We start from the raw sequence: 26,237 nt of genomic DNA on the forward strand, positions 1-26,237 counted from the left end.
CGATCACCTTTTGACTGCGGTTCATCAATGGGAAAATGTTCTTATCGATTCATTTCCTTGCAGACCTTGACCCCTAATTCTTTGCTTGATCACTCGCCCAACCCCACCATTTGGGCAAAACCCTTGCAAATTGGTTCCCTAACTCTCCACAGCCGGGTGCTCCAGTCCCCTTTATCGGGGGTGACGGATTTGGTTTTTCGGCGTTTGGTGCGACGCTATGCCCCCCAGGCCATGCTCTACACGGAAATGGTCAGCGCCACAGAAATCCACCATCTCCGCACTTTGCCCCAGGTGATGGAAATTGATCCCCGGGAAAATCCCATCAGTATCCAACTGTTTGACTGTCGGCCGGACTTTATGGCGGAAGCGGCCCAGAAAGCGGTGGCCCAGGGAGCCCAATCGGTGGACATTAATATGGGCTGTCCGGTCAATAAAATCACCAAAAAGGGGGGTGGTTCGTCCCTTCTGCGGCAACCGGCAGTGGCCGAAGCGATTGTTAAAACTGTGGTGGCAGCGGTGGATGTGCCTGTTACTGTCAAAACTCGCCTCGGTTGGGATGATGGGGAAATTAATATTGTCGAATTTGCCCAAAGATTGCAGGATGCGGGGGCGCAAATGTTGACCCTCCATGGCCGCACCAGGGCCCAGGGCTATAACGGCCAGGCCCGCTGGCAGTGGATTGCCAAAGTTAAAGAAGCTCTGACCATACCCGTCATTGCCAATGGCGATATTTTTTCGGTAGAAGCGGCGATCGCCTGTTTAGAGGAAACCGGGGCGGACGGGGTGATGTGTTCCCGGGGCAGTTTGGGCTATCCCTTTTTAGTGGGGGAAATTGAGCATTTTTTTAAAACTGGGGAAAAACGAAAAGCTCCCACGGTGGCAGAAAAATTAACCTGTGCCCAGGAACATCTACAAATGCTTTGGGAATATAAGGGGCAACGGGGACTTTTCCAAGCCCGGAAACATTTAGCTTGGTACTGCAAAGATTTTCCCGGAGCGGCAGCGTTACGGGAACAACTTTTTCAGATCAATTCTGTGCAGGAAGGCAAAGATTTACTGGATCAAGCTATCAGCACAGCAAAATTGTGCCTGCAATGATTTTAACCATTGGGCCTCTTGGTGGCGATCACCAATTATTTCCAAAACTCTGATGGGGCTAGAATTATTGTTTGGCCATTGTTCCTTCAAATCCCAAAGGTTAGTAATGATTTTGTGTTCCACTCCATAGGTGCGACAAAGTTGCCCAAAATCCACTCCTTGGGGGGTAGCAAAATAGGTTTCAAACACATCTTCGCACTGGGCAATGGGTAGGGTTTGGAAAATACCACCGCCGTTATTGTTGAGCAAGATAATAGTTAAATTACCTCGCATTTGGCTCTGATTTAAAAAGCCATTACTGTCATGCAATAGGGATAGATCACCAGTTAACAAAACTGTTTCACCCCGACTCCGGTGGGCAATACCCATGGCAGTGGAAAGGGTGCCATCAATGCCGTTAGCGCCCCGGTTAACAAAAATACGATGGCGATCGCCGTTGGCAGGCCAGAAAAATTCCAGCCAGCGCACAGGCAAACTATTCGCCACGAACAAATTGGTTTGGGGCGGTAAACAATGGGCTAATTGGGCCACCATTAAAGGGGTGTGGGCATCGGCTAGGGCAGAAATGATGATTGTTTGGCTTTGGCGTTGTTTTTCCAGCCAACTATGGGCATAATTTTTTTGTTCTGCATCAGGAATGAAACCCTGGTTATGTATATGTTCAGCTACTTGGGCAACACTGGCGGATAGGTAAATCGTTTGTCCTTGCAGGGGGTCTAAATTTTCCCCATGGAAATTCAAAATGTAACGGGGACAATCAATAGTACCCAACCAATGCCGCAACGCCTTACTAGTGGGTAATTCGCCGATTTGAATAATTTGTTCTGGCACTAACTGTTCTGCCCAACGGGGGCAACGGATCAGAAAATCATAATTGGTAATTAAAGCAGTCTGGCCATCGTCATAATTACGCAAAGAACAAAGGGCATCACACAATACGGGATATCCCAACCCCCTGGCGATCGCCAAAATATCAGTTAACAGACTGGGCGTTTCACCACCGGGCATAACTCCCACCAGAATCAAACCCAATGGGCTAAAGTCCAGTTGGGGTGAGGGGAAAGAGAAAATGGAAAAATTAACGGGTAGGGAAATGGCTTCTCCCCGATTCATGGTCGTAAAGGTTGTTAGCCCCCGGTAAAAATGCTCTTTGCTAAATTCTTCAGCTAAGTGCTGTAAGGACTCTCGGGCATGTTCGAGAGGCACCAGGGGTTCGTCAAAGGGACAATTGAGATGCACCACCCCCAACCCAGGCCAAAAACATTTTTGCCAACTATGGAGCGCCGTTTGCCGCAGATAATGGCAATAGTCCATGTTTGGCTCCGGTAAAGCCAATTCCGTTTGCCACTGGGGATAGTGGCCATAGAGCTTGGTTTGGTCAATGGTTTGCCCGGCCCGGCAATGACGTAATCTGGGGGGGCGATCGCCGGTTAGGACCAACAAAGGTACCTGACTGTAATGGGCTTCAATAATGGCAGGCAAAAAATTGGCCGCCGCCGTTCCGGAAGTACACACCAATGCCACCGGTTGCCCTGTGCGTCTGCCATGGCCCAAGGCAAAAAAGCTAGCGGAACGTTCATCCAAACTAACTACACAATCAACGCCCCCATGGCGAGCCAAAGCCACCGTTAAAGGACTGGAACGGGACCCAGGACAAATCACCGTCTGCCGGAGTCCCAGCCTGAACCAGGTTTCCACCAACACAGAGGCGGCCAGGGTATTGGGGTTAGTGAAATCAACCATGGCCCACGCTCAAATCAATTAGGCTCGACGATGGTTGGTTTTGTTCGCCATTACCTTGGCTGAGGTTAAGCATTGCCACCGTTAGGGTCGCAATAATAATCACCATGCCCCCTGCAATTAATAACTGGCTGGTTTTGGAAAGGGTAAGAAATTTGGCAGCCAAGCTCCTCGACCGGTGAGTCTTGTTTAGTTGTTCTGCCATGATGGTCGGAGGATCTAGGGGCGGATTAAGGGGAATTTCTTCCGGAGGCAGGGGCGGTTGGGTATCAAAGGGACGGGAAGCCAAGGATTCCTTGGGGTCCTGTTGGGGAATGGGATGCTCCGGTTCCGTTTCCTTCGGTTTGGACACTGGCCTTTGGCTAAAGTCAGGATAGGCGATCGCCTTGAGTCCCAATTCCGTATCTCCAGTAAAATCTTCCTCTGGGGAATCTCCCTCCGGATCATTTATCTCTGCTTCCGCCGCCGCTTTTTCTGCCTGGGTAGGGGTGGGGACGGAGGGGGAAATCTGACAATGAATTAAAGCTACGGAAACATTGTCATGGCCATTAACTTGGTTGGCCAATTCAATTAACCGGGGCACCGCTTCGGCCACCGGGCGATCGCCTTGGAGCACTGGGAGAAAATCATCTTGCCAATACTGTTCGACCCGATTGTAGTCACAAAAACCATCGGAACAGAGCAAAAATAGACAATCCGTCGGCACAATTAAGCGTTGAATGATGGGATGAAGTTGGGCCGAGGGCCCCAAACCCACTGCCTGGGTTAATGCCCCCGATCTGGGTAACTCCACCGCATGGCGATAGAGCATCAGTCCCAGCCGCACTTCCCGGGATGCCACATCATCGTCCACCGTCACCTGTTTACAACTGTCCGCCGTTAACCAATAGCAACGGGAATCCCCCACATTGGCCAGGAAAAATTGTTGAAAATCCGCCAGGGCCATCACCAGGGTTGTGCCCATTCGTTCCCGTTCTGTTCTTTCCTCCCGGTCATTGCGACGATTGAGTTGCTCGTTAACTTCTTGGATGTCTTCCTTGAGGTGCTGGATGAAAGTGCGGATTTGCTCCGGCTCATTCATTTGTTTTTGAATTTTGGAAATTACCCGAACGGGTAAATGTTCAATCACCCACTGGGAAGCAATTTCTCCCCCTTCCTGGCCCCCCACCCCGTCACAAATCAAAGTCATGGTGTTGGCCAGCTGTTGCCCTTCAATGGGGGTTTCACTGACGGGAAAACAAGCATCTTCGTTGTGGTCTCGACTGGGGCCCCCATCGGTCAAAGCAAAAACCGTGTAACTAAAATCGTACTGCTCTGCTAAGGACTGAATGCCCGTATCCAATACCCGCAGTAAATGGTCAGCGTGGGGAATTTTGCCCTGTTTTAGTTTTTTCCATAGGGTCTGACAAAAATCGGCGATCGCCGGATGGGCATTGGTTAATAGTGGCTCCCAGACTCCGGCCAAATACTTCATCTCATAGAATTGATGCTCATCTAGCTTTAACTGCTGGAGTAACACCTGAGGGCCCTGCACCCTCAACCAATCAAACTCCAACAGGCTAGACACCACCCCCTGCCGTTGCAGCGGTTGCCAAAGGCGAATCATTTGCCAGAGCCAAGTTAACTGCTGTAAGGGACAAGCATGCTCCCACATTTCCCCCAGGGAAGGTAACAACTGTTCATGGACAGGTTCCCCTGCTTCGTCCAGCGCCACCGGGCCATAGTCCAACAGCCACACCGATAAATCCTTTTCCTCATCCCAACTAGGAAAATAGTCGTACACCTCCGGCACATTGAGACGAAAGGGCAATAGCTTTTGGTAGGGCAAAATGTGGGCGGGAATTTCCTCCGGGCCTTCCACCCCCAGGGCCGGCGTAGTGTCCAACAACACCTGGGGCCGCACCAACAGATAACGTTCCAGTAGCAGTTCCCCCGGTTGGTAGGCCTTGATCCAATCCCCCACCGCCCACAGGTAACGTTTCAGCAGAGGAGTCCGGCAGGTTTTGCACAGGCGATCGCCTAGGTCATTGGGGGCTTGACAATCGCGGTTGGAGCAGTGGACAGTCGGCACAGCATTACCCCTCGAACAAATTTCTGATTAATTTTAAGGAAATATGCAATCTTAAGAACATTTCCAAAAAGTTGTAATAGGCTAAAAGAGAAAAAACCGCCATTGTTTGCAAAATTGCCCCAAGAGGATTATGAGCGCTGAAGCTGTCATCGAAAACCGAGACTACACCCTAATGATCGATAAAAGCAGTAGCATGGCCACCGCTGATGATCCCAATGGCCCCACTCGCTGGGAAATAGCCCAAGCTTCGACCATTGCCCTGGCGAAAAAATGTGAAGAAATTGACTCCGACGGCATCACCGTTTATCTATTCTCTGGCCGCTTCCGTCGTTATGACAATGTTACCGCCGAGAAAGTTGCTTACATCTACGCCAACAATGAACCCATGGGGCGCACTGATCTGGCCGGTGCCCTCAAGGATGGCCTGGACAATTTTTTCCAACGACGGCAGGCCGGACAAACTAAACCCAATGGGGAAACTTTTCTGATTATTACCGACGGGGAACCCACTGACCGTAAAGCAGTTATCCGTTTAATTTTAGAAGCGAGCCAAAAAATTGACCGGGATGAGGAGTTAGCGATTTCGTTGATTCAGGTGGGCAGGGATAAAAAAGCAACGGCCTTTTTTCAGGCTTTAGATGATCAATTACAGGCGGCCGGAGCGAAGTTCGACATTGTGGATACCGTCACCATGGAAGATATGCAGGGCATGAGCTTGAGTGATGTACTGCTCAAAGCAATTACAGATTAGGGGAATACCCAACCATGGCGCTGGTTTTGCTGTCTCAATGGAAAAAATATCTGGACCCATTGCCGCTCCAACTGACAGGAACGGGGATTTTTTATCTCTGTCTCACTACGGGGGTAGGGGCCCAGGCCGATCGCCTCTGCGTAGGGGATTTACAACAAAAGCTGGAAAGCCATTTACAACAACCAGAATTGAGCCGAGCCCAATGGGGCATTGCCATTCAACCTCTGACAGATTCCCAGCCTATTTACCAATATCAGGCTGACCGTTTTTTTATTCCCGCCTCCAACCAAAAATTAATTACCACCGCCATGGCTCTTCAGGAATTGGGGCCAAATTTTCGCTTTACCACCCAAGTTTATCAACGGGACGGGGGCAAAAAAGTCCAAGTCATCACCAGCGGCGATCCCAGTTTTGACGTAGATGATCTAACGGCGATCGCCAAGGGTTTAAAAGATAGGGGAGTGACGGCGATCGAAGAATTGGAACTGGTGGATACCATTGCCCCCCAGGATTACCAACGCCCCAGTTGGGAGTGGGATGATTTGCACTACGGCTATGCTCCCCCGGTTAATGGTGCAATTTTGGCTGGCAATCAAGTGATCCTTGCCCTCACGCCCCAAAATCTGGGGGAACCATTGACCCCCACCTGGTCCGATCCCATTGCTGGGGCACAATGGCAGATTATTAACCAAACTCGAACGGAAGTTGACCCAAGCCAGTCTCCCCAGGTGCGACAGATTTTTGGCCAACGGCAACTGGTTATCACTGGCGGCCTGCCCCCCGCAGAGGAACCCCATTCCATCACCTTAGCTGTAGCTGATCCGCAGCAATATTTCCTCGCTAGTTTGCAACAAAAGTTAGCAGAACAAGGCATTTCTGTAAGCACTTTGATCATTAGCGCCAACACCAAGGCGAGCGCCCCGGCCCCTTTGCTGACTCTCACTTCCCCTCCCCTGTGGACACTGATCAAAACTGTCAACCAAGACAGCAATAACCTCTACGCTGAAGCGTTGCTCAATGCCATTCAGCCCCCTTCCCAAAGTACGGATTGGCAGTCCTACGTGGAAAGACTAGGCCTAGCCCCCACTACGGTCAGATTACGGGATGGCTCAGGACTTTCCCGTCAAGACCTAGTGACGCCCCAAGCCTTAGTGCAACTTTTAATTAACCAAACCCAAAAATCAACGGGGACCATTTATCAACAATCCCTGGCCGTTGCTGGGCGATCAGGCACCCTGGAACGTAGTTTCGCCGATACTCCCCTGGTGGGCAAAATGCGGGGTAAAACAGGTACCCTCACAGGGGTGGTTTCCTTAACGGGCTATGTGGAAAACCAGCAATGGGGCACAGTGGCATTCAGTTTTATGGTCAATAACAGTGACCTGGGGGCCTCCGTGCTACGGGAAGCAATGAAGCAGATGGTACTTTGGACTGCCCAGGTAGAAAAGTGTCAGCCCAGCGACCAGGGACGGTAAATATTAGTTGCTAACGCTTGGCATTCAAACAAAGATAAGAATCCACTACTCTGCCAGTACGTTGGCAGTTCACCAAGAGATAGTCACACACAGGGCAAGCAGTTTCGGTGACAACTTCTTTTTCAATCAAGCATTGTTGACGGACGGCATGGCTGCCGCAGTTGGGGCAATGGATGGTCTGCTTGGTAAGGATTTGGGGGGCTTGGATCGGTCGGGGGGGCATGATCATGGTGATTGCTCAGGATACTTATTAAAGAGAGTCTCTTAAAAATCGGGCTAAATAGGTCAAATTGCAGCGTTAAAAAACAATAGAATTCCTGTAGGATTTGTAAAATAGAACACAGTTATAAAGTTGCAGTTAAAGGAAAGCAAAAATTACTCCCAGTGGCATTTAGCGCTGATCCCCATGGCAGTCAAGCCCATTTACGTCGTGTTGGTCCTTCGATAGCTTAGGTAATTAATCAAGGAAAACAACGCCGCTGACGAACTTTTCAGGCCGCAGTGACCTGCTGAGACTAAAAAATTAACACTCTTGACGGACTGTATCAGGTTTTCTTAACTATTAATTAAGCTTTGCTAGATAATGGCCATGGGTTAACTAATGTCGCCCAAGTCCTTGATCCCCATGGGTTTTTCCCGTTTATGCCCCAGGACAAACTGCCCAAATAATGGCGCAAAAGCTAGTTTTTCCTTCTGCGCCTAGGACCATGGACTGTCCGGGAGCGGCCTTGCAACTTGTGTTCAGACAAATACCCGATGTTGCAGCGAAGGCATTTGTTGGCGCACCTGTTTGAGGCGGTCTGGGTTAATTTCGGCGATCGCCAACCCTGGTTTTTCCCCCGCATCGGCCAGGATCACTCCCCAGGGATCGATGATCATGGCATGGCCATGGGTGTGCCGTCTTTCGTAATGACAACCAGTTTGGGCCGGGGCGATGACGTAGCAGGTATTTTCAATGGCCCGGGCCTGGAGCAACACCTGCCAATGGTCCTTGCCGGTGTAGGCAGTGAAAGCGGCGGGCACAAACAGAACATCTGCTCCTTGGCGGGAAAGGTAACGATACAATTCAGGGAAACGAACGTCGTAGCAAATGGACAGCCCTAAATTACCAAAGCTATCGGAATGGTACACTGGGGGATATTTTTGCCCAGCCATCACCGTGGCCGATTCCCAGTAGGTATTGCCGTCGGGCACATTAACATCAAACAAATGCACTTTGTGGTACCGGGCCAACTCCTGCCCATTGGGGGCAATTAGAGTAGCTGTGTTATAGGCTTTGCCTGCCTCCCCTGCCACCGGAAAGGGAAAGCCCCCCGCCAAGATAGTCACCTGGAACCGTTGGGCCATGGTCTGTAAAAATTTTTCCGTCGCCGTGGCGATCGCCGTTGCCTGTTCTAGCTTTTCAGTTTCATTGCCCAAAAAAGCAAAATTCTCCGGCAAACCCACCAATTCTGCCCCCTGGCGCACTGCCAAATCGATCAACTCCTCTGCTTCTTGTAAATTCTCGGTGAGGTTGGGGCGGCTGGTCATTTGCAGGGCAGCGGCTAAATACGGTTTCATGAAAATTCCTTGTCAGAAAGAAGCAGTGGGGCTAGCAGTTCATTTTATCCTGATCGGGTGTAGGGACGGAACTTGCTCCAAAAAAGAGGTAGAGGGCTTCACATCTTAAGATATTATGGAGAAAAACTTGCTTAAAGTTTGGTGTTTGCTAGACTAAAGTCCCCCGCTTTTTAAGATTGTTAATTTCAACATATTTTTAAGAGTCTATTTTTAGCCTTATTGATAAGAATTTCTAAGGACAATAACAAGGTTTACTTAACAATTCCCCTTGGGAATCTATCCTCTGGAGATTAGAGAAGTAACCGTTATCGTTGACCATTCTGAGCATGGTGGTTAACCAAACTGAATATTCTCCATGGCACTTTTACAAATTTTTTTTGATCGAATGCTTGATTCTTCCGTACCCACTTTTTCTGTTACCACGCCACTGTACTACGTTAATGATGTGCCCCATTTGGGCAGTGCCTATACCACGGTGGTGGCGGACACCCTGGCCCGCTTTAAAAGATTACAGGGCTATGAAGTGTTGATGATCACTGGTACCGACGAGCATGGGCAAAAAATTCAACGTACCGCCGAAGCCCAAGAGCTTGATCCCCAAACCCATTGTGACCGCACCGTGGTCAAGTTTAAGGAACTCTGGCGATCGCTCAATATCCTTTACGACCGCTTTAGCCGTACTACCGATCCCCGCCATTTAGCCATTGTCAAAGATTTTTTTCAACGGGTTTGGGATAAAGGGGATATTTATCTGGCCCAACAACAGGGCTGGTACTGTGTTGCTTGCGAAGAATTTAAGGAAAAAAGAGATTTATTAGAAGATAACCATTGCCCCCTGCACCCCAACCGCAAGGCAGAATGGCGGGATGAAGAAAACTATTTTTTTCGCCTCTCCCGCTATCAACAACCCTTGGAAGAACTGTACGCCCAACAACCAGAATTTATTCAACCCAGTAGTCGTCGCAATGAGGTGTTGAATTTCGTCGCCCAGGGATTGCAAGATTTTTCTATCTCCCGGGTCAATTTGGACTGGGGTTTCCCTCTCCCTAATGATCCCAACCATACCATTTACGTTTGGTTTGACGCTCTTTTGGGCTATGTCACCGCTCTCTTGGATGAAGATGAAGAACCAAATTTAACTAACGCTCTGGTTAAGTGGTGGCCGATCAATCTACACCTGATTGGCAAAGATATTTTGCGCTTTCATGCAGTCTATTGGCCCGCCATGTTAATGTCAGCGGAATTAGCGATCCCCGCCCAGGTTTTTGGCCATGGCTTTCTCACCAAAGATGGTCAAAAAATGGGTAAAAGTTTGGGCAACACCGTTGATCCCCTGGATTTAATTAACCGCTACGGGGAGGATGCTTTCCGTTACTATTTCCTCAAGGAAATTGAGTTTGGTAAAGATGGGGATTTTAATGAACAACGGTTTGTTAATGTGCTCAATGCTGACTTGGCCAACGACCTGGGTAATTTGCTCAATCGCACCCTCGGTATGGTGAAAAAGTACTGCCAGGGTCAAGGCCCCCAGGTTATGGCCACGGATTTAGCCCCGGATAATCCCCTCAAAGCGCTGGGCAGTCATTTGGGAGAAGAGGTGAGCAGTGCCTATGAAAGGCTGTCCTTTACTGATGCCTGTGAAGCAATTTTCACTCTGGTGAGGGCTGGGAATAAATACATTGACGACATGGCCCCCTGGAAATTATTTAAACAGGGCAGTCAGAAGGAGGTAGAAGACGTGCTGTACAGCGTGTTGGAATCCATTCGGCTCTCGGCCTATCTTCTTTCCCCCATTGTTCCCCGCCTGAGTACCAAAATTTATCAACAGCTAGGTTTTACCTGGGACTTTGACCAGTGGCGATCGCCGTTGGAGCAAGCGGAAGAATTCAACCGTCACCAATCCTGGGGCCAATTGGGTGCGAACCAAAATCTGCCCCCTGCCCAACCTATTTTTACCAAACTGGAGTTACCGGCAGAGGAGTAGAATCAAAAATTGACCCCCTTGGTCAATGGCAATCTTTTTAAGATTTTTTAACAAAAATTAACATTTTTATAACTTTCCCGCTTTTTCCCCTTGAAAAAATTTTTAAAAACCCCTTTAAATTACAAGTTAATCATTTAGGAACACCATGTTTGAGGACTTTGAACAGGATGCACTGTTTACGCCGGATCAGTTACTAGAAAACCGGGGCAGGGTGGCCATTTTTATCGATGGTTCCAATCTTTTTTACGCCGCATTACAGTTGGGCATTGAAATTGATTACACTAAGCTACTGCACTGCTTAACGGGCGGCTCCCGCCTATTGCGGGCTTTTTTCTACACCGGAGTAGACCGTAGTAACGAAAAACAACAGGGATTTTTACTTTGGATGCGCCGCAATGGTTACCGAGTCATTGCCAAAGACTTGGTGCAATTACCAGACGGTTCTAAAAAGGCTAACTTAGACGTGGAAATTGCCGTGGACTTGATGTCCCTGGTGGGTTCCTATGACACCGCAGTGGTGGTCAGTGGCGATGGGGATTTGGCCTATGCGGCCGATGCGGTCAGTTATCGGGGGGCGCGCATTGAAGTGGTGAGTCTCCGTTCCATGACCAGCGACAGTTTAATTAATGTGTCCGACCGTTACGTAGACTTGGACAGTATTAAAGGGGAAATTCAAAAACAACCCCGCCCCAACAGTGGCTATCGCAACGTCAATCCCTTGCCTATTTTTTCTCAGGAAAAATCTTCCTAGAAGTCTAGCCAATTTTTTCTATTCCTTTTTACTCACTGCCATTGATCTTTTGATGGGAGTTTACAAAGAAATTCCCCGCAATTGCTGGTAAAGCAGAGTAGCTTGTAAATCCGTCATACCGGCAATGTAGTCGGTTACTTTCAGAATTTTGCTGTAGTTATCGTCATCGGGGGCTATTTGATGCTCTGGAGGCAACATAAATTTGAGCAATTTTCCCTTCGGACGGGGTTGTTTTTCCAGTACGGAGGTCAAAAAATCGGTTAGTAGATCCCCCAGGACCTCAAAGCCAGCAATTTTAATTCTCACCACATTGGGATGGTGAAAAACCGCATTGGTGGTCATGGTTTCAATTTCCTTTAGTTGGGGAGAAAAGCGACTTAGCTCTACTAGGGATTGATCAAATTTCCCCGCCAAGATGTCCGGTTCGTGGTCAAGAAAAAGTTGAGCGACCTCCTTTACTAGGCGATTAATGGCCTTGGCCCGCAGTCGTTTGATAGTTTCCGCCGGACTGCCTTCGTATTGGTTTAGGTCAATGTCAGCAATGCTTTGGAGTTTATCTTGCACCGCTGCAAAGGGGAGATAGCCCATGTGAAAACCATCTTCCAAATCGACAATGGAGTAACACAGATCATCCGCCGCCTCCATTAAAAACGTGAGGGGATGACGACACCACCAAGCAACCTTTGGCGATCGCCGAATAAGACCCACGGTTTCTGCCACTTCAGTGAATAAATCTTTTTCAGCCTGGAAAAAACCGTATTTCTGTAGACTTTTGCCGGGATAGCGGGCCAGGGTACGTTGGGGAATAAAGGATTCCCGGGGATATTTAGCAAAGGTGGCCAGGGTAGCACAGGTTAGTTGCAGTCCCCCTGGGCGATGGGGTAGACCAAGCCTAGTTAAAATCCGAAAGCCCTGGGCATTGCCTTCAAAGCGGTCAAAGTCAGCTTTTTCCAGGGGATTAATCAGGGCACCGGAACGATTTTTGCGGGCATACCATTTTTGAAAAGCGGTTTGGATGGCGTCCTCCCCCGCATGGCCAAAGGGGGGATTACCAATGTCGTGGGCTAAACAGGCCGCCGAGAGAATATCACCAAAGTCCGCCGCTTCGATCGCCTGGAGTTGATGGCGTTTAATTATTTGATCCCCCACCATGCGCCCTAGGGAACGCCCCACACAGGACACCTCTAAACTGTGGATCAGCCGGGTGCGGACATCGGCGTTTTTAGACAGGGGAAAAACCTGGGTCTTATCTTTGAGGCGACGGAAAGCGGTGGAATAGACAATGCGGTCATAATCTTTGAGGAAAGACGTGCGCTCAAACTGATGCTCCTCCAACTGTTGTTTACCGAGGCGCTTGCGGGAGAGTAATTGTTGCCATTCCATTGGGTTAATGTTTTTGTTGACCTAGGGCGCACCACGACGAACCTGCTGCCATCGCAGTACTAACCCGAGGTTAACCTGTTTAGTCAACCAATAAAAAACAGTCAAAATCACCACGGTAACGCTAATAGCCAAGAGGGGACGGTGATGGGAAAGGCTTTGGGCTAAATTTTGCCCCACATCTTTGGGATCAGTGACCACGTGCCAACTGTTCAACCGCAGAAATCGACCCAGATAAATGCCGATCGCCGACAACAAATGGGCCATTAACTCCATGGGGAAAATCCACGCGGACCATTGCCGTTGCTCCAGATAATAACCGGCGTTGAGCAAGGACATGACGTAGCATTGCCAACCCACATTTAGAAAGAGAAAAAATTGGGGCGTAGCGGTGAAAATCATGACGCTAGTCGGTATCCCCTGCCGTACTAACTTGAAGTAGTGGATAATGTCCGTCAAAATGTAAGGGGCATTGGGTAAAAAAGCCACAAACACAGCAAAAATTACCCACCACAACGGCGATCGGGGCCATGGTTGGCGCTGGGAATTTTGCCAACGGAATAACCAAACGCTTAGCACCAGGGGAATAATAGCCAAAAAAGTGTTCCAGGCAATGCGATCGCCATTGATGGCCAATACCTGCCAGGACAACCGTAGCCAGGAAATGATTAGTTCCATACCCCTAATCCCTTAGTACGTAGCCCACCCCCCGCACTGTCTGAATCAAACGGGGTTCCCCCGCCGCCTCCAACTTCAACCGCAGATAACGGATATAGACCTCAATGATGTTGGAATCCCCCATAAAGTCGTAGCCCCAGACCCGCTCTAAAATTTGTTCCCTAGTCAACACCTGGCGGGCATGGGAGAGCAGATAGTCCAACAGCTCGAATTCTTTGGCGGTGAGATCAATCAGGCGATCGCCCCGTTGGATTTCCCTCGTACTGCGATTAAAGCGTAGATCGGCGAATTGCAATACTTCATCGCTGGTGGTGTGGGTGCGGCGCAATTGCACCCGGATGCGAGCAAAAAATTCATCGGAGTTAAAGGGTTTGACAATGTAGTCATCGGCACCGGCATCTAACCCCATCACCCGTTCTTCCACGTCGTCCTTGGCAGTGATCAGAATAATGGGAATGCGAATGCCCATTTCCCTTAACCTCCGGCATAGCTCTAAACCGGACATGCCCGGCAGGGCTCCATCCACAATGATTAAATCGGGGGGAAATTCCTGGGCTTGGGTAAAGCCCTTTAGGCCATCCCTAACCACACTGACATCGTAGCCTTCATATTTGAGTTCCAACTCCATAAATCGGGCTAACTTTTCTTCCTCTTCCACAACTAGAACACGGTGACTCATGGCAAACTAGGCGATCGCATAGCAAATATGTTCATCCTAAGGCCCCATTGCGGCTTTCAACCTGGGTTAAGCCAAGGGGAAGGTCTCAAAACGTTGCAACCCTTCAAAAACATGGCCCAGAAAAAATTTCCCCTGAGGAAGAAGCCATGGCAACAGCCAATGAATTTGAATGGGTTTAATCGTTTAATTACCTGTAATTACCTGGGTGATATTTTCCTAAGTGCCGTACCGATCGCGCAAGTCCTGGTTGAGGTGGGAGCGATCGCCCATGACTTCAATCAGAGGACCATGTTCGGACATGGTGACAATACTCACCGCCGCAACAGGCATACCAATGCGGTCTCGAAAACGGCCAATGTCAATGCCCAGCAAGCTACAGAGCATAATGCGGATGGTGGACTTGTGGGACACCACCAACACATTCCCCGTGGTAAAAGTTCGTTCAATTTCCTCTAGCACCTCCGAGCTCCGGCGGGCGATATCAATGCCCTTTTCTCCCCCAGAAGGAGCATTCCAACCTGGATCGGCTAACCAGCGCACATAATCGTCATGGAATTGTTGATTAACTTCCGCTGGGGTTTTTCCTTCCCATTCCCCATAGGCAATTTCCTTCAGACCATCCCGTTTTTGAATGGGGAGATTAATCAATTCACTTAGGGGAGTGGCAGTGGCCATGGTGCGGTGCAGGGGACTGGCAAAAATAGCCGTCCAGCTCACATCCTTGTAGGCTTCGGCAAATTGGTGAGCCATCTGGTAACCGTGGCTGGTGAGGTCAATGTCCAGGCGGCCACAAAAGGTCCCTGTCTGGCTAGAGGTGGTTTCGCTGTGGCGTAAAAAATAGAGATTGAGGGTCATAATGGGCGATTTTCTCGATAGCTTGTGTGGTTTACGGTTAATTGGCTTTAATATTGGCAGTTTTGCTAGCTAGACTAACTGCTTACCAAGGTTTAGGGTACAGCTTCACCGGGTAGTTATGGCTCCACCCGACGCCAAGTACAGTAGGGACAATCGTTTTCCCCCACCGCATTAAATCTCATATATTGCCCAGGCAAAATATTCTCAAATTTGATTGTTTTGGTTTCACCGTCCTTGGTACATTGGGCTGTGACCACGGTGGCGGTGGCGGAATCCACTTCACAGTCGATGGTGGTAATAACTTCATTGCTGTCAGCAGCGCTCATTTGCAATTGATTTCCGCTAATTTTCAGGGAAACCATGCCAAACATTAGATTCAGCAGTCCAGATAATGCTTCCATGTCTTCCTCTGGCTTATAGTCGGGACTTTCTCTGTGGGCTTCCATGGTTTTTTCATAATCGAATTTCCAGACGCCTTGAAAAGGTTGCAGTCCATCGCCAGCATCTATAGCAGGAGTGGTACTGGGACTATGGGGGTCACCATTGTCAGCCTTGGGGCCCATGATGGAGGGCAAACTTTCCCAACAACGGGAATTGCGTTGGGCCAGTGCCCCTATTTCAGCACAATCTAGGGCGATCGCCGGGGAGGATATGACCAGAGTTCCTAGGTAAACACTAGCCAGGGTGGGGACTACAGCAGGCCATAGGGCTGGGCTGATGAGGGAAAAATACTGGTTACGCATGGGGATAAAGGGGGAAACGGGCGCAATGGCAAAACCGGCTAGGGGAAAGGGAAGAGAAATGGCGATCGGGAGCCGGAACGGTATGATGATGCCGATGGCTTTTGCCTATGACCTAAACAATCTCCACCCACTTTATGGATGGCCTATTCGCACCAATTCCGAGTAACCCTTTAATTGACTTCACTATTTTATTATTGGTGACCCTGATCCTGCCGCCCATTTTTGAGCGCTTGAAATTACCAGGACTGGTGGGACTTTTGTTTGCCGGCATTGTGTTGGGCAAAAGTGGTTTGGGGGTGCTGAATGAAGATTCGGAAAGCATCAAACTCTTCACCGACATCGGCAAAATTTACCTGATGTTTGTGGCGGGGCTGGAAATTGACATGGTGGATTTCCGCCGGACCAAGAACCGTTCACTACTGTATGGTTCCCTCACCTTTGCGGTGCCATTGCTGACGGGGTTGGCGGTGGGGTTGACCTTTGGCTATTCCTTCAATGCGTCTGTGTTGCTCGGCTCTCTGTTTGCTTCCCATACTTTGTTGGGTTATCCCATTGTGCAACGATTGGGCATAGTGCGAAATCAAGCGGTGATGGTCACCATTGGGGCCACAATTTTCACTGACATTGCTGCTTTATTGGTTTTAGCCATTTGTATTTCCATCCACAGTGGGAGTTTTTCCCCCACAGGGTTGGTGGTGCAATTGGTGGCGATCGCCGTTTACAGTGCCTTGGTTTTAATTGGTTTTGATTGGGCGGGACGGGAATATTTTCGTCGCACCGGGGATGAACAGAGTAACCAATTTCTCTTTGTGTTGCTGGCGGTGTTCCTCGCTTCAGTGGGGTCAGAGTTAATCAATGTGGACAAAATTGTCGGCGCATTTCTGGCGGGGCTAGCGGTAAATGATGTGTTGGGCAACAGCCCCGTAAAGGAAAAGGTGGAATTCCTAGGAACTACCCTATTTATTCCATTCTTCTTCATTGGCATTGGGCTGCTGTTGGACCTGCCGGCTTTTTTGGTGACTTTGACCACTCTATTCCCTTTGGTGGTGGCCATTGTGGTGGGGTTAATTCTCTCCAAAGGGGTGGCGGCGATTTTAGCCCAATGGAAACTAGGTTATACCTGGGTGGAGGGTTTAACCATGTGGTCCCTCTCCATTCCCCAGGTGGCGGCCACATTGGCGGCAGCGGTGGCCGGATACCAAGCAGTTAATGCCGCTGGCGATCGCCTGGTGTCGGAGACGGTGTTAAACACCATCATTGTTTTAATGCTGATTACGTCTATCGTTGGCCCGTTGATGACGGCTAAATTTGCCCCCAAAATTCCGATTCCCAATACTCTGTCCAGTTTGACAGAAGATTTAGACAACCCCGAGGAAAATGGGGCCGTAACCCTAATCCCCCCCAAGGCTTCTACCTTCACCGTATTGGTGCCCACCCAAAATCCCCAAACCTTGAGCTATTTGTTGGAAGTGGGAGCCCTGATCGCCCGCCATGAAAGTGGGGTGGTGATTCCCCTGGCGATCGCCAAAGCGCCGGTGCACATGGATGATCCTGGGTTAACCAGCCGGTTAGCTAGAAATGAGCTGTTATTGCAACAGGCTACGGAACTGGCCACCAATCTGAAAGTCGATGCCCACCCAGCCCTCCGCATTGATGATGATGTGGCCCGGGCCATTAGCCATACTGCCAGGGAAAAAAATGCGGACTTAATCATCATGGGTTGGAGTCAACAAACCCTTGGTTTACGGGCTAAATTATTCGGTAGCACTATTGACAGTGTGTTCTGGTCGGCCCATTGTCCCGTGGCGGTGATGCGGTTATTGTCTGACCCCCGTTCTTTCCATCGCATCCTCTTCCCCATCAAAAATCTCACCCCCCAAACGTTGGAGCTATTCCAGTTCACCCAGCGGTTAGCGGAAACCAATGGAGCCATTATTACCCTACTCCATGTTTGTCCCCACAACACCTCCCCACAACAGGTGCAAGCGTTTAAAACGGAAATGGAACGGTTTCTAAACCAATGTCGGGCCACGGCGGACTATCCCATCAAAGTCATTTGCCATGACGATGCCGCTAAGGTGCTTGTGCGGGTCTCCCACACCTTTGACCTGGTGGTGCTCCGTTCTTTCCGCCGGCGATCGGTGGGGGGAGTGGCCCTAGGGGAGGTGACCGATAAAATTTTGCGGGAAATCACCAGTTCCTTTGTTTTATTTGGCGATCCCTACGCTTAGCCTGCGCTATTTGTTAGTCCAAATTAAAATAGTTAGTTTATGGGAGAAAAGCAATGGAAGAATTGTTAGAACTGAAAACGTTATTGTCCCAAGGGAATGTTTCTGATGCTCTGGTGTTGGTGGAGGAAATGACGGAAATGAGTAGGGACGATAAGATTAATAAAATTAGTAGTTATGCCAAGATACTTCTACTACATTTGATTAAACGACAGGCGGAAAAACGCAGTACCCGCTCGTGGGATTTATCGATCGCCAATTCGGTGGACGAAATCCAAAAAACTAATCGACGGCGCAAAGCAGGGGGCACCTATTTATCTTCAGAAGAGTTGAGGGAAGCTTTAACTGATGCCTATCGAATTGCCCTGGTAGGGGCGGCGGCGGAAGCTTTTGAAGGTCGCTATTCCAGTGAAGAATTGGCTAAAATGGTCGATTACAGTGCTCTAATAAATGATGCTTTAGACTTAATTGCATCGCCTTAACATTGAGGAACAAGGGGACTTTTCAAACAAACTATAGAGTGAAAATTAAGGAGCAATCGGAGAGAGTATTAGGTGGGGGAGGCTCCCACCCTGGCCAATGGTAGAATAGAGGCTGTTTTGAGCCCTGTTATCTGTTCCCCTTGGGGGGAATTGGAGCACAACTCAAACCTTTCAAACTGCCTTGGAGTAATTGCATGACTGACTCGCCCGATCGCCTAATTGCGACTGACCTCAGAAACGAAATGTCACAGTCATACCTGGAATATGCCATGAGTGTGATTGTCGGGCGGGCGTTACCCGATGCAAGGGATGGGTTGAAGCCAGTCCATAGACGCATTCTCTATGCCATGTACGAGCTGGGGCTGACCCCTGATCGCCCCTTTCGGAAATGTGCCCGGGTAGTGGGGGAAGTGCTAGGGAAATACCACCCCCACGGTGATACGGCGGTGTACGATGCCCTGGTGCGGATGGCCCAGGACTTTTCCATGCGGGAACCGCTCATTGACGGCCACGGCAACTTTGGCTCCGTGGATAATGACCCCCCGGCGGCGATGCGGTACACCGAGTCTCGGCTTAGACCCCTGTCCACCAACTCGTTACTGCGGGACATTGAAGCGGAAACCGTCGATTTCATTGATAACTTTGACGGTTCCCAACAGGAACCCACCGTTCTCCCGGCCCGCATTCCCCAACTATTGATTAACGGTTCCTCCGGCATTGCCGTGGGCATGGCCACCAATATCCCCCCCCATAACCTCGGGGAAGTGATCGACGGGGCGATCGCCTTAATTCGTAACCCCGAAATCACCGAACAAGAATTAATGCAGATTATTCCCGGCCCGGACTTTCCCACTGGGGCCCAGATCCTCGGGCGATCGGGCATTCGGGAAGCCTATTTAACCGGCCGGGGATCCATCACCATGCGGGGGGTGGCCTCCATTGAAACCATGGAACATCCAGGGCGGCCTGACCGGGATGCCATTATCGTCACCGAGCTACCCTACCAAACCAATAAAGCCGCTTTAATTGAACGCATTGCGGATCTGGTTAACGAGAAAAAAATTGATGGAATTGCCGACATTCGGGACGAGAGCGACCGTGATGGTATGCGGATTGTTATTGAATTAAAGCGGGATGCCTATGCCCGGGTGGTGCTCAATAATCTTTACAAACAGACCCCCATCCAGAGCAACTTTGGGGCGAATTTGTTGGCGCTGGTTAACGGCACTCCTGAAGTTCTCACCATTAAAAAATTCCTCACTGTCTTTTGGGAATTTCGCATTGAAACCATTACCCGCCGTACCCGCTACGAATTGCGGAAAGCGGAAGAACGGGATCATCTGCTCCAGGGATTGTTGATTGCGCTGGATAACCTGGATGCGGTCATTCGTCTGATTCGGGGAGCGGCGGACACGGCTTCTGCCAAAACGGAACTGGTGGAAGGCTTTTCCCTCTCCGAAGTGCAGGCCGATGCCATTTTGCAAATGCAACTGCGCCGGTTAACGGCTTTGGAAGCGGATAAAATCACCGCTGAACATGATGAACTGCAAACCAAAATCGCCGATTTCCAAGATATTTTGGCCCGCCGGGAAAGGGTTAATGCCATCATCGAAGAAGAATTGGAGCAAATTAAGGCTATTCACGCCACTCCCCGCCGCACCGTCATTGTCCAAGAAGATGGGGAATTAATTGACACGGATTTAATTGCCAATGACCAAGCCCTAATTTTATTGACGGAACAGGGTTACATCAAACGGATGCCCGCCAGCACCTTTGGTACCCAAAACCGTGCCACCAGAGGTAAAGCCGCCGCCAAGATTAAAGATGACGATGGAGTGGAGCATTTCCTTTCCTGCTGTGACCACGATAAAGTGCTGTTCTTTAGCGATCGGGGGGTGGTCTATAGCCTCAACGCTTACCAAATTCCCATTGCTTCCCGCACCGCCCGGGGTGTGCCCATTGTGCAGATGCTGCCCATCCCCAAGGATGAAAAAATTACCTCCCTAGTGTCCGTTTCAGAATTTGACGATGATACCTATTTCATCATGCTGACCAAACAGGGCTACATCAAAAAAACTGCCCTCTCGGCTTTTAGTAATATCCGGGCCAATGGGTTAATCGCCATTTCCCTGGTGGAAGGGGATCAATTGCGTTGGGTTCGTTTAGCCAAAGCGGAAGATAGCGTCATTATTGGTTCCCAAAAGGGCATGGCTATCCATTTCAAAGCCGATCAGGATGAACTGCGGGCCCTCGGTCGGGCCACCAGGGGGGTTAAATCCATGCGGCTCCGGTCTGGGGATGCGCTGATCAGTATGGATATTTTGCCGAGCCAGGTGGTGGCCAATATTGCCGTTGGCTCTGAAGATGAGCCGGATGAGGACTTAGGGGGCGATACCGATGCCATTTTGGAAGAAAGCGACAATCCTGGCCCCTGGTTGCTGGGGGTAACCATGAAAGGTTTCGGCAAACGGGTGCCCATTGGTCAATTCCGCTTGCAACATCGGGCCGGCCTGGGGGTGAAAGCGATCCGTTTTAAATCCAAAGATGACCAGCTAGTGGCCCTCCATGTGGTCAACGCCGATGACGAGTTGATGATTGTCACCAACCGGGGCATTATCATCCGCCAGTCTGTGAACGATATTTCGCCCCAATCCCGTAGTGCCACTGGGGTGCGGGTACAAAGGTTAGATGCCGATGATGCGATCGCCGCTGTGGCCCTGGTGCCTCCTTCCGGGGAGGAAGAATTGGCAGAAATGTCGGAAAGCGAAGAGAGCTAATGGCCCCCCAAGCTACCGCAACCATTACCCTGGCCGTTGTGGGGGATATCCATGAACAATGGGAATTGGCAGACCACTACGCCCTCCAGGCGTTCGGCGTAGATTTAGTTCTATTTGTGGGGGATTTTGGCAACGAATCATTGCCGGTGGTCAGCTTAATTGCCTCCTTACCCATCCCCAAGGCAACGGTATTTGGTAACCACGATGCTTGGTTCACCGCCTCCGATTGGGGCCGCAAAAAATGCCCTTACGATCGCCAAAAAGAAGACCGGGTAAAAGCTCAGCAGAAACTACTAGGGTCGGTGGATGTTAGCTATGGCCGCCGGGATTTTGAGCAATTTGGCCTCTCGGTGGGGGGGGGCAGGCCCTTTACCTGGGGGGGCAATGAATGGAAAAATAAAGAGTTTATGCGGGAACGATATGGCGTGGAAAATTTTGCCCAATCCCAAACCCACATTGCCGCAACGGCCATGGCTAGCCCCCATGAAACGTTAATTTTTCTGGCCCACAATGGTCCCACCGGCTTAGGAAATCATGCCGAATCCATCTGTGGTAGGGATTGGAATCCCATCGGCGGCGATTTTGGGGATCCGGATCTGGCCTGGGCGATCGCCTCTGTGCGGGAACAGGGTAAACGGGTACCGTTGGTGACCTTCGGCCATATGCACCATCGCCTTAGACATCGTCAGGATCGTCTCCGGGAGAGGGTTTATGTGGATGATCAAGGAACGGTATATCTCAATGCGGCCTGTGTGCCCCGCATTCAAACGGAAAAAGAAGGTTTGCCTCCTGCCCGTAATTTTTCCCTGGTGACTTTGGTTAATGGTGCTGTGGAAAAAATCACCCTGGTTTGGTTACGGGGTAACGGAGAAATTATCAGCCAGGAAACCCTTTGGATTAGTGCCCATTAACTTCCCTAGGCCCGGTCTATCTGGTTGTGCAGGAATTCTACGGAGCTGGAGCTGAGCTTTCCTCACAGTCTGCCGATCGCCATTAATGGAGGGAGTAGGGTTTTTCCAGGCCATGGCTTTCCATCAGGGTTTGATTGCCCATGATTTCCCTTGCGATGCCGTCGGCGACAATCTGCCCTTGGTCAATGATTATGACCCGGTTACAAACTTCCAGCACAAATTCCAAATCGTGGGAGGAAATTAGTAACGTTTGCTGGAACTGCCCCAAAAAGTTAATCAACTGACGGCGGGCTTTGATATCCAGGCTAGCGGTGGGTTCGTCACAGAGTAAGATTTTCGGGGCCATGGCCAACAAACCGGCGATCGCCACCATTTGCTTTTCCCCCCCGGATAAATGTTGAGTTAAGCGATCAAGTAAAGACGTAATGCCAGTTAACTCCGCCGCTTGGTTCACCCTTTCCGTTACTTGAGCTGGGGATAAGCCCATATTTTGGGGGCCAAAGGCAATGTCATCCCAAACGGAGGTGGCAAATAGTTGGTCGGTGGGATTTTGGAACAGGAAACCCACTTCGGGCAAAAATTTTCCCGGTTCCAGGGCCTGGCCCAATAACTCGATAGTGCCAGCGCTAGCTTTTAACAGTCCACAGAGCAGTAAAAATAAGGTGGTTTTGCCGCAACCATTATGGCCAATAATGCCCAACCTTTCCCCTGGGGCGACTTGCCAAGATAAATTGTTCAGCACTGGAGCTTGGCCGCCATAGGCAAAGGATAATTCCCGCACCCTAATTGCCGCTGGTGTGGGTAACTTAATTGCTTCCTTTTCTCGGCTCTGGTCCATGGCCCGCACATTGGTTAAGGTCACAGGCTCACCTCCACCACTACAAAACCAATGGCGATCGCCAATACGGTTACCGTTAAACCTAAACCCGTTGAACATTTTCCTTCCGTCCTAGGGCTAGCCTGGGGAAATACAGCTTGGCCATAACCCCGCAGAGCCATGGCCTGGTAAACCCGTTGGGACTGCTCATAACTCCGTAGTAAAAGATTGCCCAATAAAAAAGCCCACTGTTGCATCGATCGCCGTTTTTGTTGCCGTTGTCCTAGCCCCCGCAGTTGCATTGCTTGGTGCATGGTGCTGAAAGTATTGCCAATGTCATAGAGGTAACGGTAAGCCAACAGGGCCATATCCGCCATCAGGGGAGGCAAACCCAAACGGCGCAGGGAATTAACCATGGTTAAAAAAGGAGTGGTGCCAAAAAGGATAAAACCCAGGGTGAGAATGGAGAAAAACCTTCCCGCAATCAACACCATGGCCGTCAACCCTTCCTGACGAATAGTAAGCCAGCCCCACTGTGCCAACACCGTTTCCCCACTGGCAAAGGGAAGCAGAATAACCGCTGTGAGAATGAATAAACCGGGGTAACTCAACCGTTGCAGTAAAAAACTTAGGGGTAAGTCGGACAACCAATAAAGCAAGACAGTGACGCCCACCATAGGCACCATTAACCAAACCTGCTGCACCATGGCCAAAGCAAACATCAACGCCATCAGACTAAACAGTTTTTGTCGAGGCTCCCAACCATGAATTGGCGATCGCCCAGGCACATAGGTTTCCAACGTCATTAAACCCATTGTTAACTCTCCAGTAATTCCGGTTTAGTCCGTTGCAGAAACAAAACCACCAGGGCAGTGAATATGCCTTCCAACACAATGAGGGGGATATGTCCCAACGCCAGCACCATAATTGCTCGACGCTCAGCGGTGGCATCCAAACCCGTCGGTAAACTGGTGACAGTGAGGGTAATAAAAATTAGCACCGTTAAAGCTAAACCACTACTCCCCCCCAGAAAAGCAGCAATGCCCGTGGCCCAGCGCTCCGGCAGAAACTTTTCTAGCCCATGGCGCAGTTGGAAAATGTAATAGGCCGCCAACGCTGGCAAACCCATCAAAACACCATTAATACCCAAGGTGGTCAGTCCCCCATGGCCTACCATCAAAGCTTGGAAAAAGAGGCCAATTAAAATAGCTGGTAGCGCAAAATAGCCCAGCACTACCCCCAACAAACCGTTGAGAATCAGGTGGACACTCACCGGCGGCAGGGGAATATAAATAGAGGAAGCAACAAAAAAAGCTGCGGTCAGCAAAGATGCTTTGGGAATATTTTCCTGGGCATGGCCTTGGCGATTAATTTGCCGCAGACAGTACCAAGTGGCTAACCCCGTCACTGCATAACCCCCAGCTACGATCTGGGGTGGCAATAGACCATCGGGAATGTGCATCTAGGCCCTGCCCTCACCTTTGCTTCTGCTAAAAAATAGGGCAGTACCCACAAATCCCCAAATCACGGCTCCTAAAGTGACACCTCGTTGCACAGGAGATAGGGCAGCATTGGCATCTGGTACAGAGGCTGCGGTAACTTCTGGAGTGCCTGGGTTGGTATTAGAAGTAAGGGCATTACTTGCATTGGCTGTATTGGTGCTATCAACCGCCGTTGTTTCTGGTTGCCAAGGTATGGTGATCATACTTCCGTGGCCCCCTTGCCGCACTGCCACTTCCCAATTACCAGGGCGATCGCCTGCTGGAGTAAAGGTAAATTTGCCCTCTTTGTCGGTAACCCCCGTTAACCAGGGTTGGCTAGAATTGTCCGGAGCATAGACTAATACTTGGGCTTCGGCCATAGGTTGCCCAGAGTCATAATGGGCCGCCACGGCGAGCGCCGCCACCGAATGATGCTCCACTTTAACTCCGTGGGCAAGGGCGGGGACTGTCTGGGTAAGTATGCCTCCCGCTAAACAAAATAGGACTAGGTTAAATTTCATCGGATTTACAAGTTGAAGGAAGTGATGGTGGTGAATGCTTGGGTTTGTCGGCAATGGCCCTCCCCCACATGGCCAAGGTTGGCTAAAACTTGTAAAAAAGCTTGATAATCTGCCGCCCCTAATCGAGCTTGTAAGTCCTGGCTGTTGAGATCAACGCCTTTTTCCCCGGCCAGGGTCGCTAGGGGATCAAAACCAAAAGCGCTAAGGTTAATGTCGCTATCGACGGGTTCTTGTCCGTCCCCAAATAAATGATCTAAATGAAAGGTGGCTTCTAGGTCAGCTTTGCCGCCAGCGGTGAGAATTCCCTTACGTTCATCGCCGACAAAATCACCGCAGACAAAACCCAACTCCTTCTTTACCCCTAGTTTGAATGGAATAGTCTGACCATCTTTAGTGGCCATTCCCTCCAGCAAAATTGAGTAACCCTGGGCTGGCCCTTCTGCGGCCAAAGGCATTTGCCAAGATAAGGCGTTAAATTTTCCCGCTGGAGCCGGAGTTTCCCCCACTAAAACCGTTTCTGCATCCTTTCCTGTTATTGCTAAATCCACCACTGTCGGCCCTGGTATGGCGATCGCCGCAGCTTTGCCCGGCAAGGGGGCATCAGTGCTAGCATCAAAGGCCGGTTCGACCTGGTAGGCATTAATATCCGCCAGGGAAACGTAAACGTGGTTAAAGTCCAGAGACCAGCCATCCTTAGTGGTTAAGCCCTCCCGGGCCCGTTCTTCTCCGTTGGCCCACACTGTTAAAGTGCCTTGGTTTGCCGGGGGAGAAGCCTCGATTTCTGGGGAGGACGGGTTTTCACCACCACAACCAGCCAACAATATGAGTAGGAGTGATGCCAAAGACCAGCCCTCTTTAAATGGCGATCGCATACTTTTCCCTGGAAGTACAAACAACGCTCCAAATATTTTCTTCCCATGGTCAAAGGTAAAAATTTTTATTCAACACCGGGAAAATTAGAAGCACAATTTCTACTTAACCTTGGTCGCTTGAAAAGTACAATACCCTCTGGGGGGAAGGAGGGAGAGATTTAACCTTTGTTTCTTGACAGTACATTAGGTCATCGGAAAAGCAAAAAGTTATCTGAAACCAAGACTAATTGGGAAGCGCAAAACTTGTTATTGCACTCGATTCCCAGGAGAAGAGTTTAAAACACAATCTCTATTCCCAAGGGTAGATTTTGCCCACGGTGGAAAAACCGCTTTTTCCCAGGCTAACGCCTCTTCCGTTCGGATTCTGACCATACATTTTTGTT

Annotated in this window: 23 protein-coding genes; 9 read left to right on the forward strand and 14 right to left on the reverse strand. The window is 49.9% G+C overall.

Annotation, left to right across the window (positions count from 1 at the left end):
• Nucleotides 1-27 precede the first annotated feature (27 nt).
• Nucleotides 28-1,098, forward strand: a complete 1,071-nt coding sequence (dusB, locus tag BWK47_RS12525) for a tRNA dihydrouridine synthase DusB (RefSeq protein ID WP_162328888.1) — start codon at nt 28-30, stop codon at nt 1,096-1,098.
• Here dusB and menD read toward each other — a convergent pair.
• Nucleotides 1,054-2,841 carry a 2-succinyl-5-enolpyruvyl-6-hydroxy-3-cyclohexene-1-carboxylic-acid synthase gene (gene menD, locus BWK47_RS12530; protein WP_162328889.1) on the reverse strand — a complete coding sequence of 596 codons (1,788 nt, stop codon included), beginning with the start codon at nt 2,839-2,841 and terminating at the stop codon, nt 1,054-1,056. The two genes, dusB and menD, sit on opposite strands and share 45 nt — an antisense overlap.
• Nucleotides 2,834-4,909: a PP2C family serine/threonine-protein phosphatase gene (locus BWK47_RS12535; RefSeq protein WP_162328890.1), complete on the reverse strand. Its 2,076-nt coding sequence runs from the start codon at nt 4,907-4,909 to the stop codon at nt 2,834-2,836. The genes menD and BWK47_RS12535 overlap by 8 nt, the downstream gene beginning before the upstream one ends.
• 130 nt (nt 4,910-5,039) lie before the next feature.
• On the opposite strand from BWK47_RS12535, the gene BWK47_RS12540 reads away from it, so the two are divergent.
• On the forward strand, nt 5,040-5,660 hold the full coding sequence (locus tag BWK47_RS12540) for a vWA domain-containing protein (protein WP_010873595.1): 621 nt from the start codon (nt 5,040-5,042) through the stop codon (nt 5,658-5,660).
• Between the two features lie 14 nt (nt 5,661-5,674).
• Complete coding sequence (dacB, locus tag BWK47_RS12545; protein WP_162328891.1) at nt 5,675-7,135, forward strand: D-alanyl-D-alanine carboxypeptidase/D-alanyl-D-alanine endopeptidase; 1,461 nt, start codon at nt 5,675-5,677, stop codon at nt 7,133-7,135.
• A gap of 10 nt (nt 7,136-7,145) precedes the next feature.
• On the opposite strand, the gene BWK47_RS12550 is transcribed toward dacB, so the two are convergent.
• On the reverse strand, nt 7,146-7,364 hold the full coding sequence (locus tag BWK47_RS12550) for a hypothetical protein (protein ID WP_237269632.1): 219 nt from the start codon (nt 7,362-7,364) through the stop codon (nt 7,146-7,148).
• A gap of 512 nt (nt 7,365-7,876) precedes the next feature.
• Nucleotides 7,877-8,695: a carbon-nitrogen hydrolase family protein gene (locus BWK47_RS12555; RefSeq protein ID WP_010873597.1), complete on the reverse strand. Its 819-nt coding sequence runs from the start codon at nt 8,693-8,695 to the stop codon at nt 7,877-7,879.
• Between the two features lie 385 nt (nt 8,696-9,080).
• Between BWK47_RS12555 and metG the strand changes: the two genes are divergently transcribed.
• Nucleotides 9,081-10,679, forward strand: a complete 1,599-nt coding sequence (gene metG, locus BWK47_RS12560; protein ID WP_162328892.1) for a methionine--tRNA ligase — start codon at nt 9,081-9,083, stop codon at nt 10,677-10,679.
• Between the two features lie 145 nt (nt 10,680-10,824).
• The gene (locus BWK47_RS12565) at nt 10,825-11,430 is read left to right on the forward strand and encodes a LabA-like NYN domain-containing protein (protein ID WP_162328893.1); all 606 of its coding nucleotides are present in this window, start codon (nt 10,825-10,827) and stop codon (nt 11,428-11,430) included.
• 60 nt (nt 11,431-11,490) lie between these two features.
• Here BWK47_RS12565 and BWK47_RS12570 read toward each other — a convergent pair whose 3' ends face one another.
• From BWK47_RS12570 to BWK47_RS12590, 5 genes are all read right to left on the reverse strand, one after another.
• On the reverse strand, nt 11,491-12,813 hold the full coding sequence (locus BWK47_RS12570) for a deoxyguanosinetriphosphate triphosphohydrolase (protein WP_162328894.1): 1,323 nt from the start codon (nt 12,811-12,813) through the stop codon (nt 11,491-11,493).
• A 21-nt stretch (nt 12,814-12,834) separates the two neighbouring features.
• The gene (locus BWK47_RS12575) at nt 12,835-13,488 is read right to left on the reverse strand and encodes a DUF1361 domain-containing protein (protein ID WP_162328895.1); all 654 of its coding nucleotides are present in this window, start codon (nt 13,486-13,488) and stop codon (nt 12,835-12,837) included.
• Nucleotides 13,489-13,492: 4 nt separating this feature from the next.
• The gene (locus BWK47_RS12580; protein ID WP_162328896.1) at nt 13,493-14,167 is read right to left on the reverse strand and encodes a response regulator transcription factor; all 675 of its coding nucleotides are present in this window, start codon (nt 14,165-14,167) and stop codon (nt 13,493-13,495) included.
• A 216-nt stretch (nt 14,168-14,383) separates the two neighbouring features.
• Nucleotides 14,384-15,022, reverse strand: a complete 639-nt coding sequence (locus BWK47_RS12585; RefSeq protein WP_162328897.1) for a histidine phosphatase family protein — start codon at nt 15,020-15,022, stop codon at nt 14,384-14,386.
• A gap of 116 nt (nt 15,023-15,138) precedes the next feature.
• Nucleotides 15,139-15,765 carry a hypothetical protein gene (locus BWK47_RS12590; RefSeq protein WP_010873604.1) on the reverse strand — a complete coding sequence of 209 codons (627 nt, stop codon included), beginning with the start codon at nt 15,763-15,765 and terminating at the stop codon, nt 15,139-15,141.
• Between the two features lie 197 nt (nt 15,766-15,962).
• Here BWK47_RS12590 and BWK47_RS12595 point away from each other — a divergent pair, with 197 nt between their 5' ends.
• From BWK47_RS12595 to BWK47_RS12610, 4 genes are all read left to right on the forward strand, one after another.
• The gene (locus tag BWK47_RS12595; protein ID WP_237269633.1) at nt 15,963-17,996 is read left to right on the forward strand and encodes a cation:proton antiporter domain-containing protein; all 2,034 of its coding nucleotides are present in this window, start codon (nt 15,963-15,965) and stop codon (nt 17,994-17,996) included.
• Nucleotides 17,997-18,049: 53 nt separating this feature from the next.
• The gene (locus BWK47_RS12600; RefSeq protein ID WP_162328899.1) at nt 18,050-18,475 is read left to right on the forward strand and encodes a DUF29 family protein; all 426 of its coding nucleotides are present in this window, start codon (nt 18,050-18,052) and stop codon (nt 18,473-18,475) included.
• Nucleotides 18,476-18,669: 194 nt separating this feature from the next.
• Nucleotides 18,670-21,252: a DNA topoisomerase (ATP-hydrolyzing) subunit A gene (gene gyrA / locus BWK47_RS12605; protein WP_162328900.1), complete on the forward strand. Its 2,583-nt coding sequence runs from the start codon at nt 18,670-18,672 to the stop codon at nt 21,250-21,252.
• A complete protein-coding gene (locus tag BWK47_RS12610; protein ID WP_162328901.1) occupies nt 21,252-22,163 on the forward strand; it encodes a TIGR04168 family protein in 912 nt (303 codons plus the stop codon). Before gyrA ends, BWK47_RS12610 begins: the two co-directional genes overlap by 1 nt.
• An 82-nt stretch (nt 22,164-22,245) precedes the next feature.
• Here the strand turns inward: BWK47_RS12610 and BWK47_RS12615 are convergent, their stop codons facing one another.
• The 5 genes from BWK47_RS12615 to BWK47_RS12635 are packed head-to-tail and all read right to left on the reverse strand — an operon-like array spanning nt 22,246 to nt 25,824.
• The gene (locus tag BWK47_RS12615; protein WP_162328902.1) at nt 22,246-23,100 is read right to left on the reverse strand and encodes an energy-coupling factor ABC transporter ATP-binding protein; all 855 of its coding nucleotides are present in this window, start codon (nt 23,098-23,100) and stop codon (nt 22,246-22,248) included.
• Complete coding sequence (gene cbiQ / locus BWK47_RS12620; protein ID WP_162328903.1) at nt 23,022-23,795, reverse strand: cobalt ECF transporter T component CbiQ; 774 nt, start codon at nt 23,793-23,795, stop codon at nt 23,022-23,024. The genes BWK47_RS12615 and cbiQ overlap by 79 nt, the downstream gene beginning before the upstream one ends.
• Before the next feature lie 2 nt (nt 23,796-23,797).
• Nucleotides 23,798-24,442 (reverse strand): cobalt transporter CbiM, encoded by a 645-nt coding sequence (cbiM, locus tag BWK47_RS12625; RefSeq protein WP_162328904.1) that lies wholly within the window; start codon nt 24,440-24,442, stop codon nt 23,798-23,800.
• Nucleotides 24,443-24,982, reverse strand: coding sequence for a carboxypeptidase-like regulatory domain-containing protein (locus tag BWK47_RS12630; protein WP_162328905.1), 540 nt, complete (start codon nt 24,980-24,982; stop codon nt 24,443-24,445).
• Nucleotides 24,983-24,987: 5 nt separating this feature from the next.
• Entirely contained in the window at nt 24,988-25,824 is an 837-nt protein-coding gene (locus BWK47_RS12635; protein ID WP_237269634.1) for a hypothetical protein, read from the reverse strand.
• Nucleotides 25,825-26,237: the final 413 nt, after the last annotated feature.

Source organism: Synechocystis sp. CACIAM 05 (assembly GCF_010222815.1).
Classification (GTDB): Bacteria; Cyanobacteriota; Cyanobacteriia; order Cyanobacteriales; family Microcystaceae; genus Synechocystis.

What these genes read in the sequence shown, in the direction of transcription:
- BWK47_RS12575 (WP_162328895.1), bottom strand. Translation starts at nt 13,488, where the DNA reads ATGGAACTAATCATTTCCTGGCTACGGTTGTCCTGGCAGGTATTGGCC.
- BWK47_RS12585 (WP_162328897.1), bottom strand. Translation starts at nt 15,022, where the DNA reads ATGACCCTCAATCTCTATTTTTTACGCCACAGCGAAACCACCTCTAGC.
- dusB (WP_162328888.1), top strand. Translation starts at nt 28, where the DNA reads ATGGGAAAATGTTCTTATCGATTCATTTCCTTGCAGACCTTGACCCCT.
- BWK47_RS12555 (WP_010873597.1), bottom strand. Translation starts at nt 8,695, where the DNA reads ATGAAACCGTATTTAGCCGCTGCCCTGCAAATGACCAGCCGCCCCAAC.
- metG (WP_162328892.1), top strand. Translation starts at nt 9,081, where the DNA reads ATGCTTGATTCTTCCGTACCCACTTTTTCTGTTACCACGCCACTGTAC.
- menD (WP_162328889.1), bottom strand. Translation starts at nt 2,841, where the DNA reads ATGGTTGATTTCACTAACCCCAATACCCTGGCCGCCTCTGTGTTGGTG.
- BWK47_RS12590 (WP_010873604.1), bottom strand. Translation starts at nt 15,765, where the DNA reads ATGCGTAACCAGTATTTTTCCCTCATCAGCCCAGCCCTATGGCCTGCT.
- cbiQ (WP_162328903.1), bottom strand. Translation starts at nt 23,795, where the DNA reads ATGGGTTTAATGACGTTGGAAACCTATGTGCCTGGGCGATCGCCAATT.
- BWK47_RS12565 (WP_162328893.1), top strand. Translation starts at nt 10,825, where the DNA reads ATGTTTGAGGACTTTGAACAGGATGCACTGTTTACGCCGGATCAGTTA.
- BWK47_RS12580 (WP_162328896.1), bottom strand. Translation starts at nt 14,167, where the DNA reads ATGAGTCACCGTGTTCTAGTTGTGGAAGAGGAAGAAAAGTTAGCCCGA.
- BWK47_RS12600 (WP_162328899.1), top strand. Translation starts at nt 18,050, where the DNA reads ATGGAAGAATTGTTAGAACTGAAAACGTTATTGTCCCAAGGGAATGTT.
- BWK47_RS12570 (WP_162328894.1), bottom strand. Translation starts at nt 12,813, where the DNA reads ATGGAATGGCAACAATTACTCTCCCGCAAGCGCCTCGGTAAACAACAG.
- BWK47_RS12550 (WP_237269632.1), bottom strand. Translation starts at nt 7,364, where the DNA reads ATGATCATGCCCCCCCGACCGATCCAAGCCCCCCAAATCCTTACCAAG.
- BWK47_RS12630 (WP_162328905.1), bottom strand. Translation starts at nt 24,982, where the DNA reads ATGAAATTTAACCTAGTCCTATTTTGTTTAGCGGGAGGCATACTTACC.
- BWK47_RS12540 (WP_010873595.1), top strand. Translation starts at nt 5,040, where the DNA reads ATGAGCGCTGAAGCTGTCATCGAAAACCGAGACTACACCCTAATGATC.
- BWK47_RS12615 (WP_162328902.1), bottom strand. Translation starts at nt 23,100, where the DNA reads ATGTTCAACGGGTTTAGGTTTAACGGTAACCGTATTGGCGATCGCCAT.
- BWK47_RS12610 (WP_162328901.1), top strand. Translation starts at nt 21,252, where the DNA reads ATGGCCCCCCAAGCTACCGCAACCATTACCCTGGCCGTTGTGGGGGAT.
- cbiM (WP_162328904.1), bottom strand. Translation starts at nt 24,442, where the DNA reads ATGCACATTCCCGATGGTCTATTGCCACCCCAGATCGTAGCTGGGGGT.
- gyrA (WP_162328900.1), top strand. Translation starts at nt 18,670, where the DNA reads ATGACTGACTCGCCCGATCGCCTAATTGCGACTGACCTCAGAAACGAA.
- dacB (WP_162328891.1), top strand. Translation starts at nt 5,675, where the DNA reads ATGGCGCTGGTTTTGCTGTCTCAATGGAAAAAATATCTGGACCCATTG.